Origin of the sequence: Pseudomonas migulae (assembly GCF_024169315.1) — a bacterium.
Taxonomy (GTDB): Bacteria; Pseudomonadota; Gammaproteobacteria; order Pseudomonadales; family Pseudomonadaceae; genus Aquipseudomonas; species Aquipseudomonas migulae_B.
The window spans coordinates 267,676-282,764 of sequence record NZ_JALJWR010000001.1 but is presented as its reverse complement, the minus strand read 5'-3'; the positions used below and the strand labels follow the sequence as shown (position 1 = coordinate 282,764).

Sequence of the window (15,089 nt, the reverse complement as noted above, 5' to 3'; positions counted from 1 at the left end):
GCATCGACTCATCGTGCGGGCATCATTTGTCGTCCGGTTTGGTTGACGATGATGACCGGATCTCCGGGCTTTCCTCGGCGTTCGGCGGTGTTGGAACGCTTCCCGGGGTGAACACGTGCGTCAGCAATTCCCTGGCATCGATTTCATTGACACCCTGAACCGTGCGAGCCAGCGCAACGGCCTGCTCACACTGTTTATGGGTGTTGACGCGACCGCTCAACACCACAGTGCCCGCCAGGGTTTTGACATGGACTTGCAGACTAAGGGCCGGATCGGCCATCGCCAGGGCCGACTTCACCCGAGCGGTCAGCCACGCATCGTGCGCGATCATTTCCAGCTGATGGGAGTAATGCTCCAAGGAATGAAGTTTCATGGCAGACCTCTCTCGCATGACACAGACGCGGACACCCTTAATTATAGTGCGGTCCGCGATTGTGCTCGGAGTGGTCAGCGTTTGACCGAAAGATCCGTCTGCGTCATGCGGCTGCGAATCGTGAACACGCCATCACCCGAAAGAATCGCGCTGCGGGCAAACAGGCGGCCGCTTTCCCAGTTCGAAAGCCCCAGTTCCGGCTTGTTCAGCGCGTATTGTCCGTCGACCCAACGGGTGATGCCGTTGCCGACAAAAGGCGCGTTGACCGCGTTGTAGAAACGCTCATGGGCCTCGGCCTCTTCACTGATCAACGACACGGTGAATTGCGGGCTGTAGCGGTTGAACAAGGCGATAGCGCTGTCCAGGTCATCGACGATTTTCAGGCTGACTTCCGGGGTTTCTTCCCATTCCCACTCCCGGCCCAGTTGATCTTCGGGCAGCGGTTCGGCCAAGGCTTCGGTTTGATAACCTTCGGCGCGGCAGACGTCGACCTTCGCGGTTCTCCAATCGTAAGGCAGGTACGTCTCGCTGCCCTCGACGATGTGCAACTTGCAGCCCTCGTCCCGGGCGGCGCCAGCCCGTTTCAAGGCCTGCAGAAACAGCGGCACCAGTTCGGCGGCGCGGTCGCGGTGAATCAGGCAGACGTTCAGGGTGTTGCAGACTTTGCGGTCCAGGGAATTGCGCACGACGGCGGCAAAACGCTGGGCGTCGGCGTCCTTGTCGGCGATCAGCCAGGCGCCACCGGTGCCATGCAGGCTGACGGCGGTGCCGGCCTGTTGCGCGATGCTGCCCAACTGGCTGACGGCACGTCCCGAACCTCGGGCCACCGCCAGCGACAGGCGCCGGTCGGCGAACATCGCCCAACCGGCGGCGTGATTGACGCTTTCCACCAGCGACACCGCGCCCACCGGCAATCCGGCGTCGCTCAGTGCCGGGTTCAACGCGTGGGTGACGATGGCTTGCGCCGTGCCCAAGGCATCGCTGCCAATGCGCAGCACGGCGGTGTTGCCGGTACGCAGCACACCGGCGGCATCGGCGAAGACATTCGGCCGGCCTTCGAAGACGAAGGCGACGATGCCCAGGGGCGAAACCACCTGCTCGACTTTCCAGCCGTCATGTTCGACGCAACTGATCACTTTTCCGCGGGTGGCGGACGCATCGCGCCAGGCCCTGAGGCCGGCGATCATGTCGCGACGCATGCGTTCATCGGCGAGTAACCGCGTGGTCGAGCGGCCACGGGACCTGGCCCATTCGATGTCGGCCAGGTTGGCCGCCTCGATCAAGTTCCAGCAGTCCTGATCTTCAAGGCGCTGGGCAAAGCAGTCGAAAAACTCACTGATTGCCTGATCCGAAACGGCGGCCATCGCCGTAAACGCCGCTTCGGCCCGCTCGATCGCGACCGCCGCCGCTTTCTGGTCCGCGACGGGAATCAGCAACAGCTCACCGCTGACCTGCTCCACCAGCAGGTGGTCCCCGGGCTGAAACCGCAAGGCCAGTTCGGGGCTGACCACGGTGACGCGGTTACCAGCGAAAGGAATTTGCGTGCCAGCGACTAGACGTTCGAGCGCAAGAGACATGAAGCGGTTTCACCATGCAAGGGGCGGTCAGAAAATGTATAGGAAAATCCCCGGAGCGTCATTAACCCCGCCCGCTCGAATTGCTCAAAACACTGACCAGCCAATCCGCTGGCTCAGCAATTCCAACGCCGCCATACCCGCGAGCGAGTTGCCGGCCGTATTCAGTTCCGGCGACCAGACGCACACCGTGAACTGCCCCGGCACCACGGCGACGATCCCGCCGCCCACGCCGCTCTTGCCGGGCAGACCGACGCGATAAGCGAAGTTGCCCGCCTCGTCATAAAGGCCGCTGGTGGCCATGATCGAGTTGACTTGCTGGGTCTGGCGGGCGCTGAGGATCTGTTCACCGCTGTGCTTGCAGAAACCATCGTTGGCCAGGAAGCAGAACGCCCGGGCCAGGTCCACGCAACTCATGCGCAAGGCGCAATGGCTGAAATAACTGCGCAGCACCGCTTCGACATCGTTGTGAAAGTTGCCAAAGGATTGCATCAGGTACGCCATGGCGGCGTTGCGTGCACGGTGCTGGTACTCGGACTCGGCGACCTTGCCGTCCACCATCACCTGCGGGTTGCCCGACAGGCGCCGGACAAAGTCGCGCATCGACAACGCCGGTGCGGCAAAACGCGATTGGTTGATGTCGCAGATCACCAGCGCGCCAGCGTTGATGAACGGATTGCGCGGGCGTCCGCGCTCGAACTCCAGTTGCACCAGCGAGTTGAACGGCTGACCGGAAGGCTCGTGGCCCAGGCGCTGCCAGATGGCTTCGCCGGAATGGTCGATGGCCTGCACCAGGCTGAAGACCTTGGAAATACTTTGCACCGAGAACGGCGTGTGGGCATCGCCGGCGCAAAACAGTTCGCCGTCGTTGCCATACACGGCAATGCCCAACTGGTTGGCCGGCACCGTGCCGAGGGCAGGAATGTAATCAGCCACCTTGCCCTGACCGATCAGGGGACGAACTGCTTCAAGGATCTCGTTCAACAGCGCTTGCATGCCGGCTTCCGAAGTCTCGCCCCATGGGATTGCGGGGACACTGACGCTAGACGCTGGCGGTCAGCAGCAGATCACAGATGCCTGAGCACAATCTCATAAACACCACTGTCCCCTGTGGGAGCGGGCTTGCTCGCGAATGCGGTGTATCCGTCACCATTGATGTGTCTGACACACCGCATTCGCGAGCAAGCCCGCTCCCACAGGGGATTTGCATTGTCTGTGTATCAGTGTGTATACAGCCCCGTTTTTGACACACCCCGCCCATAAAACCCCGCACCCGCGACACATCGCAGATACACCCGATTGATGAAATGTGCCTGTCGATTGGCCCAGCCGATCAAAGCGCTCAACTCACTCATGCTACGGAGTATCACCATGTTCAAGCTCTCGACTTCTTCCCTGACCCTCGGCCTGATCATCGCAGGCGGCCTGGCCCTGTCCAACGTCGCGTCGGCTTCCGAATCCGAAGCGTTCAGCATGAAACAGCTGGCCCACGGCTACAGCCAGGCCCAGGCCGACACCGCTGAAAAACCGGCTGAAGGCAAATGCGGCGAAGGCAAGTGCGGCGCCAGCGAGTAACCCTGCGCGGGGCCGTCTGGCCGCGCATCCTTGACTGAACGGAGACCAAGTCCATGAATGCTGCAATCTCATCGGCCGTGAAAGGCCTGCACCTGAATATTGATCGTGCCGGTAGCTGGCTCGCCCCCCTGACGTTAAGGGTGTTCATCGCCTGGGAATTCTTCGAGTCGGGCCTGGAAAAGTGGAATGGCGAAAACTGGTTCGCCGACATCCAGGACCGCTTCCCGTTTCCCTTCAACCACGTGCCGGCCACACTGAACTGGGAACTGTCGATGTGGGCCGAACTGGTTTTCGCCCTCGCCATCCTCGTCGGGCTGGGCACGCGGATTTCCGCCATCGCGTTGATCGTGGTGACTGTCGTTGCGACCGCTGCCGTTCACTGGCCGGCGGATTGGTCTACATTGAGTGAGCTTGCCCAGGGTTACTCCATCACCAACAAGGGGTACGGTAACTTCAAACTGCCGCTGATCTACCTCGCCGCCCTGATGCCACTGTTGCTCTCGGGTGCCGGCAAGCTCAGCCTCGATGCATTGCTGGCCCGATTCTTCTGGCGTCGCAACAATCGCTGAAATGTTAATGTGGCAAGCTGTACCTCCCACCTCACTTGCGTAGACAGGAGCCACCATGAGCGTGACCACCCAATGGATCGAGATCGACAGCGCCGAAGGTAAATTCGGCGCCTACCTGGCCATTCCGCATACCCAGAAAGGCCCGGGGATCGTGCTGATCCAGGAGATCTTCGGCGTCAACGAACACATTCGCTCCGTCGCCGAACAGTACGCCGCCGACGGCTACCTGGTGATCGCGCCGGACCTGTTCTGGCGCAGCGGCCACCGTATCGAACTGACCTACGACGAAGCCGGCTGGAAACGCGCGGTCGAGTTGATGAACGCCACCGACGTCGGCAAGGCGCAGAAAGACATCGAACTGGCCATCGACGCCCTGAAAGCCCAACCGGGCCTGGACGGCGGAATCGCGTCCATCGGCTACTGCTTTGGCGGCCTGCTCTCGTACCACACTGCCGCCAACGGGCTGGTGGACGTGGCCATCGCCTATTACGGCGGCGGCATCCAGAACCAACTGGACCGTGCCGATGAAATCGAAGTGCCGCTGTTGATGCATTTCGGTGAACAGGACAGCCACATTCCGCTGGAAGCCGTCGAGAAAATCGCCGAGCGCTTCGACAACAACGACAACGTTGAAATCGTCGTGTATCCGGAAGCCGAACATGGCTTCAACTGCTCGCACCGCGACAGCTACAACCAGCGCGCCGCCGCAGAAGCCCATGGCAATACATTGATCTTTTTGGGTATGGAGCTGTAAGGACGATACCCACGAAAAAGGCACCTTCATCCAACGATGAAGGTGCCTTTTTTTGTGGCGATGATTACTGGGTCACTTCTTCCGTTTGGGCGGCGACAACCGGCTTCGGCTGCGAGTTACGTTCATGCACATGGCGATGGGGCGTGCGGTCGATGTTGAGGCTGAGGATTTCCGGACGGCTGTAGTGTCCGCGGCCATCCATCTGGCGCTTGCGGATTTCGATCTGGAACAGGTCGATATCCGCGATCACCTCGCCCTCACCTTCGGTCAATGCACCGACAACCTCACCTTGCGGATCGATGATCGCGGTGTAACAGCCGCCGGAGATCGGGCCGATCTCGCAGCCGGTGTCGGCCATGATCTGCGCCTGCTGTTCCGGGTACAACCAGGCCGTCGAGTTCACCACGAAGCACGCCGATTCCAGCGCGTGCATGCGGATGCTGACTTCCATCTGGCGGGTGAACAACGGGCCGGCAAATGAGCCGGGGTACATCGAGGCGTGAATCTGTTCACCGTCTTCGATCAAGGCATAACGCGCCAGCGGGTTGTAATGTTCCCAGCAAGCCAGTTGGCCGATGCGGCCGACGGCGCTGTCGGTAGCGCGCAGGCCGGAACCGTCCCCCATGCCCCAGATCATACGTTCGTGATAGGTCGGCGAAATCTTGCGTCGTGCCTGAATCAGGGTGCCGTCCGCATCGAACAGCAGCTGAGTGTTGTAGAGGGTGCTGCCATCACGTTCATTGACGCCGATGGACACCACCATGTTGGCATCCTTCGCGGCTTTGCCGATGGCATCGGTGGTCGCGGAAGGCACGACGACGGCCTGGTCCAGCAGTTTGTAGTGCTCGGCGCCCATTTTGAACGGAGCCTGCACGAAGGAAAAATACGGGTAGTACGGCACGATGGTTTCAGGGAAAACGGCGAACTGCACACCCTTTTCGCCGAGTTCACGGATCTTGTTGACGACCTTTTCTACAGTGCCTTCACGGCTGTAGAGCACAGGCGCGATCTGGACGGCGGCGGCTTTGACGATGGTCATGGCGGTGATCTCGTTGGAGGAATGGTTTCAACGAGATCCAGATTACGCCAATAATATTTTGGCTCAAATGTCGAATACACCACCTTTCAGGACAAACCGTACCCGTTGGATTTTGCGACTGCTGCGCAGTCGAACGGGACGGTGCGGCGTTCCGACGAGCTCCCTCGCCACAGTAAAGCGCTCGACCATAATTTTCCGGGATCAGCCGCGATTGGCGCGCTGGATGACTTGCGGCGGCTGGCCAAAGGCGCGAATAAAGGCCGGGCGCATACGCTCGCGATCACCAAAACCGGTCTCTGTCGCCACCACATCGATGGCGTGCCGGCCGGTTTCCATCATCAGACGCGCCGCCTCCACCCGCAGGTTCTCGATGGCCTTGGCCGGCGATTGACCCGTTTCGGCATGGAAGACACGACTGAACTGTCGCGGGCTGAGGTTGGCCGCGCTGGCCAGCGCCTCGACCGACAGCTCGGACTTCAGGTTCTGCTTGGCGTAGATCAGCGCGGACTGGATGCGGTCAGTCTTGGGTTCGAGTTCGAGCATCACCGAAAACTGCGACTGTCCGCCCGCGCGCCGGTGATACACCACCAATTGCCGGGCTACGCGCCGCGCCACTTCGGCGCCCAGATCCTTTTCAACCAGCGCCAAGGCCAGGTCGACGCACGCGCTCATGCCCGCCGCAGTCCAGACGTTACCGTCGTTGATGAAGATCCGGTCCTCTTCCACCTTCACTTTCGGGTACGCCCGCTGCAATGCCGGCGCATGACACCAGTGCGTGGTCGCCCGCCGGCCATCCAGCAAACCCGCTTCGGCCAAGGCGATGGCGCCGGTGCAAATGGAACCCAGGCGTCGAGTGGCCTGACTGGCGCTGCGCAAAAATGCGACCATGCCGGGAGAGACGGGGCGGACCAGGTTGTCGCCCATCACCAGCAGCGTGTCGAAGGGGCGATGGTCGAACGCCGTGGTCTCCACGCCGAAACCCGCAGAGGTCTGCACGGTGCCGCCGTGCTCGGACAGCAAGGTGATGTCGTACATCGGAGTGTCGGCGGCACCGTTGGCCATTTCGAAGGCCGCGCACATGGCCAGGCCCAATACCTGGAAGCCGGGGTAAACGATGAGGCCGATGTTGTGCACTGTGGCAGACTCCCTTGACCTTAAAGGTGGCATGACGGGTTTTAAGTCAGCCAAGTCTGCACTGTACTCCTCATTCAGTCGCTAGTGCCGGGTCATCAACCCATGCAGCACACCGAACCGCAAGCCGGGTTCGGACGGTGTCATGTGCGAGACGCCAAAGACTTTGAACGCCGCCAGCATCAGCACCAGCCCGCCCGGCAGGATGCTCAGGCGATGGCTTTGCAGACCGGCCAGCCTGAGCTGTTTGACGTGCCCCACTTCCAGCAGGCGCAACGACAGGCGCAGCAGGCCGCTGTAGGTGATTCCGCTGTGGCCATCGTCGTTCAAGCCGTTAGCCTTGAGGACTTTGGCCAGCATCCGTGCGGTGCCTGAAGAACCGATGACCTGCTGCCAGCCCAGCGTGCGATAACGGCGCGCCACCCGTTCGAACTGCAGTGTGGCGACGCGCTCGGCCTCCAGCAGCGCCGGGGCCGTGATGCGGCCGCCTTGAAAGTAACGCGCGCCAAAGGTGCCGCTGCCGATGGCGATGCTCTCGGTCAACAGCGGTTGAGCGCCCTGCCCCAAAATCAATTCCGTGGAGCCGCCACCGATGTCGATCACCAGTCGCTTGCGCTCGGTGCCGGGCACCGTGTGGGCCACGCCGGCGTACACCAGCCGGGCTTCTTCATGCCCGGAAATCACGTCAATCCGGAACCCCAGATGCCGTTCCGCACTGGCCAGAAACAGCTGGGCATTGTCCGCCTCGCGCACCGCACTGGTGGCCACCGCCCGCACCCGACCGGGTTCGAAGCCACGCAATTTTTTGCCAAATCGCGCGAGTGCCTGCCATCCACGATCCAGCGCCATCTCGTCCAGCGCGCCGCCCTGAAATCCTTCCGCCAACCGAACAGGCTCACGCAGGGTTTTCACTTCCTGGATCACCAGCTGCTGGTTCCGTTTGACCGACTGGCCGATCATCATGCGAAACGCATTGGAGCCCAGGTCGATGGCCGCAAACAGCGAGGCGTCTCCTTTCATTGGGGTATTCCTTGCAAATTCATCTGTCAGCCGACGCAGGTCCGCTGAACGCTCAAGACGGTTTGCAAGAATTTTTACATGGGCTTGATGACACCCGGATGACACCCTCTACCGAGCATCCCCACCCTTGGGCTTATAAAAGAGAAACATATTGGTCTGGGTGGTCTTGATGTATTTGCGCGCCCAATCGGGTTTCACCGTGCGGTCGTGAAAATACATCGCGCCGTTGGTTCGATCGTTGAGCTGCTTGTTGAGTGCCTTGCGCGCGATTTCCTTGGCGACCGCGTATTCGGTTTCTTCCTGGACCTTGTCCGGACGGCCGTCACACCACCAGGAAAACTGGCAGTTCTTCGCTTCGGAACCCTGTTTGACCACCGCGCACACCGTGTCCGGAAAGCCCTCATGACCCAGGCGATTCATGACCACGCTGGCGACGGCTTCCATGTCGGCGGACGATTTACCTTTGGCTTCCCAGTAGATCGAGCGCGCCAGGCAGGTAATGGCATCGTCCAGCGGTGACACACCCACCGGATCGACCGCCTGTACTTCGGAAGTGGTGATGGCTTCGGACTTGGGCACCGGCAGATCGACGCCCTTCTCCGCCGCTTTCTGTTCCAGCACTTCGGCCTTGTTTTCGGCCACTTCCTTTTGTTGTTCCTGTTCAGTCGCCAATGCCTGGCCGCCGAGTAGCGTGATTGCACAGCAGATTGCTATCCAAATTGATCGCATGATCGACCCTTCTGAGTGGACTGGATTCAAGCAACACAATGTCGACGTACAGCACGTCATTCGGGCGACATGGCTTGATTGTAGTTGTCAAATTGCATTCCGACAGACGGCCAAAACCCTGTATTTCGGCGCGAAAAGGCATTGCGCTCACGGGGGTGTCATCGCGCATCATGGGCGCAGTCAGATCAAGGGAGATTTCCATGCGTGTCCTGCCATCCGTTTTGCGTCTTGCCACGTTGTCACTGGGGCTGTTGTTCGCCGCGAAGGCGCTGGCGGTCGACGAGAAACAACTGATCGATTCGATCAACGACTATCGCAGTCAGGTGCAACGTTGCGCGGGTGAGGTATCGGCGGAGCTGCCGCCGCTGGCAGGTGACCCACGGCTGGCGTTGTCCGCCACCAGCGTCGTCAACCTGCAACAGGCCATGGTCGCCGCGAATTATCCGATGAAGAATGTGCAGGCGATCAGCCTGTCCGGGCCGCGTGATGCGGCATCGGCGATGAAAGCGATCCAGGAAAGCTTTTGCCAGATCGTGCTGGACCCGCAATTCGTCGACATCGGTGTCAGCCGCCAGGACCGTGAATGGCGCATTGTGCTGGCCCGTCCCCTGTTGAGCGCACGGCTGGGCGACTGGCAGGCCGAAGGCCAGAAATTGCTGGCCGAACTCAATGTCGCACGCGGCCGGCCGCGCCAGTGCGGCACGCAATCCTTCGCCGCCGCCACGCCGCTGACCTGGAACGCTATCCTGGCGACGGCGGCCGAAACCCATTCGCGGTCGATGGCCAACAACAATTATTTCGATCACAAGGACCGCGACGGTCGCACGCCGGGTGATCGGGCAGAACTGGCGGGATACAGCGGCCAGCAGATCGGCGAGAACATCGCGGCCGGGCAAGACACCGTGCGCAAGGTGGTCGATGGCTGGGTCGCCAGCCCCGGTCACTGCGCCAACCTGATGAACCCGCAATACCAGGAGCTGGGCGCGGCGTATGCAACGGACCCGAAGAGTGATTCGGGGATTTATTGGACGGCGATGTTTGGTACACCGTAAAACGCCCGCAACCAAAAGCAAAAACCCGGATCGCCATGACGGCGGTCCGGGTTGTTTTTTTCCAGGTCAGTGCGAGCTCATTCCCGCGGCATGCATCAGCAATCGCAACGTCCCCGCGACGACACCCAACGCCAAGACACTGCCCAGCCAGATCAGCACCAGCCACCCCAGGCGCCGGGACCAGCTCACGAAACGCGGTTTAATGGTAGCCATCGCCGATCCTCACTTTGCCGCGGAACACGTAGTAACTCCAGACCGTGTACATCAGGATGATCGGCAGAATGAACAAGGCCCCGATCAGGATGAACAACTGGCTGGTGGGTGGTGATGCGGCAGCCCACAGGCTGATGGAGGGCGGCACGATGTTCGGCCAGATGCTGAACGCCAGGCCGATGTACCCCAGGAACACCAGCGCCAGGGTAAAAACGAAGGGCCAGTGGGTGTGGCGCTGACGCAAGGTGCTGAGCAAGCCGAAGAGCGCGAGCGCGGCCAATAGCGCCAGGACACCGAACACCACCAGGTGAGCATGGGCAAACCAGCGCGTCGCGATATCCGGGTGCAGGATCGGTGTCCAGACACAGATCACGCCGATCACCGCCAACAGCAACCAGGCCAACGGACGCGTGAACAGGCGCATCCGCGATTCGAGCATGCCTTCGGTCTTGACCAGCAGCCAGGTGCTGCCCAACAGCGCATAAGCGACGATCAACCCCACGCCGCAGAACAACGGGAACGGTGCCAGCCAGTCCAGCGTGCCGCCGGCGAACTGGCGGTCAACCACCGGGATGCCGGCAATGTAAGCACCGATCACCACGCCTTGGGCGAACGTCGCCAACAGCGAGCCACCGATAAACGCCAGGTCCCAGATGTGCCGCTTTTCCGGGCTGGCCTTGAAGCGGAACTCAAACGCGACACCGCGAAAAATCAGCCCGCACAGCATCAATATCAGCGGCAGGTACAGCGCTTCCAGAATCACCGAATACGCCAACGGAAACGCGCCATACAGTGCCGCGCCACCCAGCACCAGCCAGGTCTCGTTGCCGTCCCAGACCGGTGCCACGGTGTTCATCATCACATCGCGTTCCCGTGCATCCGGGATCAACGGGAACAGGATGCCCAGCCCCAGATCGAAACCGTCCATGATCACGTACATCATCACGCCGAAGGCGATGATCACGCCCCAGATCAGCGAGAGATCGATACCTTGAATACCCATGATTCAACTCCCCTTCTTCAATTGACGCGGGCGTCGGTGTCGGCGGACAGCGGCCGACGTGGCGTTATCACCTGACCGGACGAGGCGGCGACAGCGTGCTCGTGATGCGGCTGCGGGCCTTTGCGCACCAGTTTCATCATGTAGCCGATGCCCACCGTGAACACCGAAAAGTAGATGACCACGAACAGCGCCAACGAGACGCTCAGCTGCGCCACCGAATGGTGAGAAGCGGCATCGGCCGTGCGCAACAATCCGTACACCACCCAGGGCTGACGGCCCACTTCGGTGGTGATCCAGCCGGCGAGCATCGCGATCAGGCCACTCGGTCCCATCCACATCACAAAGCGCAGGAAGCCGCGATGCCGATAGAGGCCACCGCTGCGGCGTAATGCGAGGCCGAGCAGACCGGCCAGAATCATCAACATGCCAAGGCCTGCCATCACGCGAAAACTCCAGAAGATAATCGTCGCGTTGGGTCGGTCTTCCTTCGGAAAGCTTTTGAGCGCCGGAATCTGTTTGTCCAGGCTGTGGGTCAGGATCAGGCTGCCCAGGTAAGGGATTTCCAGGGCGTAGCGGGTTTTTTCGGCCTGCATGTCCGGGATGCCGAACAGCACCAGCGGCGTTGGGCCGTTGTCGGCGTTCTCCCAGTGCCCTTCAATCGCGGCGATTTTCGCCGGTTGATGTTCCAGCGTGCTCAAGCCGTGAGCATCACCCACCACTGCCTGAATCGGCGCCACGATCAACGCCATCCACAGCGCCATCGAGAGCATTTTGCGCACCTGCCGGGTGTCATTGCCGCGCAGCAAATGCCACGCCGCCGACGAACCGACAAAAAACGCCGTGGCAACGAACGCGGCAATCGCCATGTGCGCCAGGCGAAACGGGAACGACGGATTGAACACAATGGCCAGCCAGTCCAGCGGCATCACCCGACCGTCGACAATCTCGAAGCCCTGCGGCGTTTGCATCCAGCTATTGGACGCGAGAATCCAGAAGGTCGAAATCAACGTGCCGATCGCCACCATCACCGTGGCAAAAAAGTGCAGCCCGCGCCCTACCCGGTTCCAGCCGAACAGCATGACCCCGAGGAAACCCGCCTCAAGGAAGAATGCCGTGAGCACCTCATAGGTCAGCAACGGGCCGGTGATGCTGCCGGCGAAGTCGGAAAAGCGACTCCAGTTGGTGCCGAACTCATACGCCATGACCAGGCCGGACACCACGCCCATGCCGAAGTTGACGGCAAAGATCTTCGACCAGAAATGGTAGAGGTCGCGGTAGGTGTCGTTGCGGGTCTTGAGCCAAAGCCCTTCGAGCACGGCCAGAAAACTGGCGAGGCCAATGGTGATGGCGGGAAAGATGATGTGGAACGAAACCGTGAACGCGAATTGAATTCGCGCCAGGTCCAGAGCCTCCAGGTTAAACATGATGAACATCCTCATCGAGGCTGGGTTAAAAACGGCACACAGCCGGGCCACCGTCGGGCCTTGAGGCCCGCAGCCAACTGCAATCGAAAGGGTGAAACAGGAGCGGCGTGGAGGGCCGCCCCGGTTTGAACTACGCGACCGAAGACATGATCACGTTGCTGGCGCCCGCCTGTTCGAGCCGGATGGCAACGAACTTGGAGGTCGGGGTGAACGTGCGGTCACCGTAGCTTTCCAGCGGCACCAGTGGATTGGTTTCCGGGTAGTAAGCCGCGGCTTGCCCTGGCGGAATGTCGTAGGCGATCAGGGTAAAGCCGCTGACCCGACGTTCACGGTCGTCGTCCCAGAGCGCCACCAGATCGACTTTCTGCCCTGGCTCGAAACCGAGTTTGCGAATGTCCTGCTCGTTCACAAACACCACATCGCGCATGCCGTAGACCCCGCGATAGCGATCATCCAGACCGTACAGCGTGGTGTTGTACTGGTCGTGGGAGCGCATGGTTTGCAGGATCAGATCCGGTTTCTCCGCCAGGTTGCGCACGCCTTCGCTGATCAGGTGTTCCGGCAACACGCTGGGGGTGAACTGCGCCTTGCCGGTCGCGGTTTTCCAGACACGATTCGACGCGTTGTTCGGCATGTGGAAACCGCCCGGGTGCAGCAACCGTTGGTTGAAATCTTCGAAGCCCGGAATGGTGTCGGCAATCATGTTGCGGATGCGGCCGTAGTCACCGATGGCCCAGTTCCAGTCGATCGGATGCTTGCCCAGTGTGGCGGCGGCGATCCCGGCAATGATCGCCGGCTCCGAACGCAGGTGCACCGACTTGGGTTTCAACTGGCCATGGGAGATGTGGATCATGCTGAAGGTGTCTTCCACGGTGACGCCTTGCGGGCCCTCGGCCTGGATGTCGATGTCGGTGCGACCCAGGCACGGCAGAATCAGCGCTTCCCGCCCGGTCACCAGGTGGCTGCGGTTCAGTTTGGTGGCGATGTGCACGGTGAGGTCGCACTTGCGCAGCGCGTCATGGGTGCGCGGGGTGTCCGGCGTGGCTTGAGCGAAGTTGCCGCCCAGGGCGATAAACACTTTCGAACGGCCCTGCTCCATCGCCGAAATCGCCATCACGGTGTTGTGCCCGTGCTCACGAGGTGGGCTGAACGAAAAGCGTTTTTCCAGCGCATCCAGCAGTTCGACCGGCGCCAGTTCGTTGATGCCCATGGTCCGGTCGCCTTGCACATTACTGTGACCGCGCACCGGCGACAGGCCGGCACCGGGACGACCGACGTTGCCGCGCAGCAGCATCAGGTTGATGATTTCCTGCAGCATCGGCACCGAGTGCGTGTGCTGGGTGAGGCCCATCGCCCAGCACATGATCACGGCTTTGGCCTTGGCGTACATGCGCGCGGCGAGCTCGATATCCGTCAGGTTCATGCCGGACTGTTCTTCGATGTGTTCCCACGTGGTGGCATCGACTTCGGCCAGGTAGGCATCCAGCCCCGAGGTATGTTCAGCGATGAAGGCGTGGTCAAACACCGGTTCGCCACCGCTGGCCTGCGCTTCGCGCTCCCACTTCAAGAGAAATTTGACCATGCCGCGCATGACCGCCATGTCGCCGCCGAGTGCCGGGCGGAAGTAAGCGGTATTGGTCGGTTCGGAGCCGTTCAGCAACATCTCGATCGGGTGCTGCGGATGCTGGAAACGCTCCAGGCCGCGCTCTTTGAGCGGGTTGATGCAAATCACTTGCGCGCCGCGCTTGACCGCTTCGCGCAACGGTTCAAGCATCCGTGGATGGTTGGTGCCGGGGTTCTGGCCAATGACGAAGATCGCATCGGCATGCTCCAGGTCATCGAACACCACGGTGCCTTTGCCCACGCCCAGGCTTTCGATCATGCTGACCGCGCTGGCTTCGTGGCACATGTTGGAGCAGTCCGGGAAGTTGTTGGTGCCGTAGGCCCGCACGAACAACTGGTACAGAAAAGCCGCCTCGTTACTGGCGCGACCCGAGGTGTAGAACTCGGCCTGATCCGGCGACTCCAGCGCGTTGAGGTGCCGGGCAATCAGGGCGAATGCGTCGTCCCAGGTGGTTTCCACATAACGGTCCGACGTCGCGTCGTAGCGCATCGGATGGGTGAGCCGGCCTTGATATTCCAGCCAGTAATCGCTTTGCCCGGACAGCGCCGACACCGTGTATTTGTTGAAGAACGCCGGGTTCACCAGGCGACCGGTCGCTTCCCAGTTAACCGCCTTGGCGCCGTTTTCGCAGAACTTGACCATGCCGCTTTCCGGCGACTCGCCCCAGGCGCAACCCGGGCAGTCAAAGCCACCGTTCTGGTTGGTCTTGAGCATGGCGCGGATGTTTTTCAGGGCGTTCTCACTGCTGAGCCAGTTTTTGGTGACGGCGATCAGCGCCCCCCAACCGGCAGCGGCACCCTTGTAAGGTTTGTAACGGTCGACTTGAGACATGATGCTTCTCCGTGACAATGCACACAGGCTTTTCAAAGTACGGAGCAAGCATATGAACGGGGATAAATTATTGTCTAATCGCTATTAATGACTGCATTATCGAAACGATCTATCACGGTATTTACTCCTTATATTTCAATAGCTTGAATTATTAGAAACGCACTTTCCAGCTTTAAAT

The 15,089-nt window shown here is 60.8% G+C and carries 15 protein-coding genes; 4 read left to right on the top strand and 11 right to left on the bottom strand.

The annotated features are described in order from the left end of the window. Positions 1–22 precede the first annotated feature (22 nt). From J2Y86_RS01350 to glsB, 3 genes are all read right to left on the bottom strand, one after another. Complete coding sequence (locus tag J2Y86_RS01350) at positions 23–373, bottom strand: BON domain-containing protein (protein WP_253427535.1); 351 nt, start codon at positions 371–373, stop codon at positions 23–25. 74 nt (positions 374–447) lie between these two features. Continuing rightward, the gene (locus tag J2Y86_RS01345; RefSeq protein WP_253427533.1) at positions 448–1,950 is read right to left on the bottom strand and encodes an aldehyde dehydrogenase family protein; all 1,503 of its coding nucleotides are present in this window, start codon (positions 1,948–1,950) and stop codon (positions 448–450) included. An 84-nt stretch (positions 1,951–2,034) separates the two neighbouring features. After that, complete coding sequence (glsB, locus tag J2Y86_RS01340; RefSeq protein ID WP_253427531.1) at positions 2,035–2,943, bottom strand: glutaminase B; 909 nt, start codon at positions 2,941–2,943, stop codon at positions 2,035–2,037. Between the two features lie 375 nt (positions 2,944–3,318). Here glsB and J2Y86_RS01335 point away from each other — a divergent pair, with 375 nt between their 5' ends. From J2Y86_RS01335 to J2Y86_RS01325, 3 genes are read left to right on the top strand one after another with little or no spacing between them, the layout of a single operon-like run. Next, positions 3,319–3,522, top strand: a complete 204-nt coding sequence (locus tag J2Y86_RS01335) for an HvfA family oxazolone/thioamide-modified RiPP metallophore (protein ID WP_214384004.1) — start codon at positions 3,319–3,321, stop codon at positions 3,520–3,522. A 53-nt stretch (positions 3,523–3,575) separates the two neighbouring features. After that, on the top strand, positions 3,576–4,091 hold the full coding sequence (locus J2Y86_RS01330; protein ID WP_253427530.1) for an HvfX family Cu-binding RiPP maturation protein: 516 nt from the start codon (positions 3,576–3,578) through the stop codon (positions 4,089–4,091). A 55-nt stretch (positions 4,092–4,146) separates the two neighbouring features. Then, a complete protein-coding gene (locus tag J2Y86_RS01325) occupies positions 4,147–4,845 on the top strand; it encodes a dienelactone hydrolase family protein (RefSeq protein ID WP_214384008.1) in 699 nt (232 codons plus the stop codon). Positions 4,846–4,909: 64 nt separating this feature from the next. Here the strand turns inward: J2Y86_RS01325 and J2Y86_RS01320 are convergent, their stop codons facing one another. The 4 genes from J2Y86_RS01320 to J2Y86_RS01305 all read right to left on the bottom strand — a co-directional run bounded on the left by J2Y86_RS01320 (position 4,910) and on the right by J2Y86_RS01305 (position 8,764). Further along, positions 4,910–5,884: a nitrilase-related carbon-nitrogen hydrolase gene (locus J2Y86_RS01320; RefSeq protein ID WP_253427529.1), complete on the bottom strand. Its 975-nt coding sequence runs from the start codon at positions 5,882–5,884 to the stop codon at positions 4,910–4,912. A gap of 201 nt (positions 5,885–6,085) precedes the next feature. Next, the gene (locus J2Y86_RS01315; RefSeq protein WP_253427528.1) at positions 6,086–7,018 is read right to left on the bottom strand and encodes a GlxA family transcriptional regulator; all 933 of its coding nucleotides are present in this window, start codon (positions 7,016–7,018) and stop codon (positions 6,086–6,088) included. Positions 7,019–7,099: 81 nt separating this feature from the next. Continuing rightward, positions 7,100–8,035, bottom strand: a complete 936-nt coding sequence (locus J2Y86_RS01310) for a Ppx/GppA phosphatase family protein (protein ID WP_253427527.1) — start codon at positions 8,033–8,035, stop codon at positions 7,100–7,102. A gap of 108 nt (positions 8,036–8,143) precedes the next feature. Then, positions 8,144–8,764 (bottom strand): cell wall hydrolase, encoded by a 621-nt coding sequence (locus J2Y86_RS01305; protein WP_253427526.1) that lies wholly within the window; start codon positions 8,762–8,764, stop codon positions 8,144–8,146. 200 nt (positions 8,765–8,964) lie between these two features. On the opposite strand from J2Y86_RS01305, the gene J2Y86_RS01300 reads away from it, so the two are divergent. Further along, positions 8,965–9,816, top strand: a complete 852-nt coding sequence (locus tag J2Y86_RS01300; protein WP_253427524.1) for a CAP domain-containing protein — start codon at positions 8,965–8,967, stop codon at positions 9,814–9,816. Between the two features lie 66 nt (positions 9,817–9,882). Here the strand turns inward: J2Y86_RS01300 and J2Y86_RS01295 are convergent, their stop codons facing one another. From J2Y86_RS01295 to J2Y86_RS01280, 4 genes are all read right to left on the bottom strand, one after another. Beyond that, entirely contained in the window at positions 9,883–10,029 is a 147-nt protein-coding gene (locus J2Y86_RS01295) for a DUF2474 domain-containing protein (protein ID WP_253427522.1), read from the bottom strand. Continuing rightward, positions 10,016–11,032 (bottom strand): cytochrome d ubiquinol oxidase subunit II, encoded by a 1,017-nt coding sequence (cydB, locus tag J2Y86_RS01290; protein ID WP_253427520.1) that lies wholly within the window; start codon positions 11,030–11,032, stop codon positions 10,016–10,018. Before cydB ends, J2Y86_RS01295 begins: the two co-directional genes overlap by 14 nt. A 17-nt stretch (positions 11,033–11,049) precedes the next feature. Beyond that, positions 11,050–12,456, bottom strand: a complete 1,407-nt coding sequence (locus J2Y86_RS01285) for a cytochrome ubiquinol oxidase subunit I (protein ID WP_253427518.1) — start codon at positions 12,454–12,456, stop codon at positions 11,050–11,052. A 130-nt stretch (positions 12,457–12,586) separates the two neighbouring features. Continuing rightward, on the bottom strand, positions 12,587–14,911 hold the full coding sequence (locus J2Y86_RS01280; RefSeq protein ID WP_253427516.1) for an FdhF/YdeP family oxidoreductase: 2,325 nt from the start codon (positions 14,909–14,911) through the stop codon (positions 12,587–12,589). Positions 14,912–15,089 lie beyond the last annotated feature (178 nt).

Bases quoted from the DNA above. Each gene is read 5' to 3' on its own strand.
- J2Y86_RS01350 (WP_253427535.1), bottom strand. From the start codon at position 373: ATGAAACTTCATTCCTTGGAGCATTACTCCCATCAGCTGGAAATGATC.
- J2Y86_RS01345 (WP_253427533.1), bottom strand. From the start codon at position 1,950: ATGTCTCTTGCGCTCGAACGTCTAGTCGCTGGCACGCAAATTCCTTTC.
- glsB (WP_253427531.1), bottom strand. From the start codon at position 2,943: ATGCAAGCGCTGTTGAACGAGATCCTTGAAGCAGTTCGTCCCCTGATC.
- J2Y86_RS01335 (WP_214384004.1), top strand. From the start codon at position 3,319: ATGTTCAAGCTCTCGACTTCTTCCCTGACCCTCGGCCTGATCATCGCA.
- J2Y86_RS01330 (WP_253427530.1), top strand. From the start codon at position 3,576: ATGAATGCTGCAATCTCATCGGCCGTGAAAGGCCTGCACCTGAATATT.
- J2Y86_RS01325 (WP_214384008.1), top strand. From the start codon at position 4,147: ATGAGCGTGACCACCCAATGGATCGAGATCGACAGCGCCGAAGGTAAA.
- J2Y86_RS01320 (WP_253427529.1), bottom strand. From the start codon at position 5,884: ATGACCATCGTCAAAGCCGCCGCCGTCCAGATCGCGCCTGTGCTCTAC.
- J2Y86_RS01310 (WP_253427527.1), bottom strand. From the start codon at position 8,035: ATGAAAGGAGACGCCTCGCTGTTTGCGGCCATCGACCTGGGCTCCAAT.
- J2Y86_RS01305 (WP_253427526.1), bottom strand. From the start codon at position 8,764: ATGCGATCAATTTGGATAGCAATCTGCTGTGCAATCACGCTACTCGGC.
- J2Y86_RS01300 (WP_253427524.1), top strand. From the start codon at position 8,965: ATGCGTGTCCTGCCATCCGTTTTGCGTCTTGCCACGTTGTCACTGGGG.
- J2Y86_RS01295 (WP_253427522.1), bottom strand. From the start codon at position 10,029: ATGGCTACCATTAAACCGCGTTTCGTGAGCTGGTCCCGGCGCCTGGGG.
- cydB (WP_253427520.1), bottom strand. From the start codon at position 11,032: ATGGGTATTCAAGGTATCGATCTCTCGCTGATCTGGGGCGTGATCATC.
- J2Y86_RS01285 (WP_253427518.1), bottom strand. From the start codon at position 12,456: ATGTTTAACCTGGAGGCTCTGGACCTGGCGCGAATTCAATTCGCGTTC.
- J2Y86_RS01280 (WP_253427516.1), bottom strand. From the start codon at position 14,911: ATGTCTCAAGTCGACCGTTACAAACCTTACAAGGGTGCCGCTGCCGGT.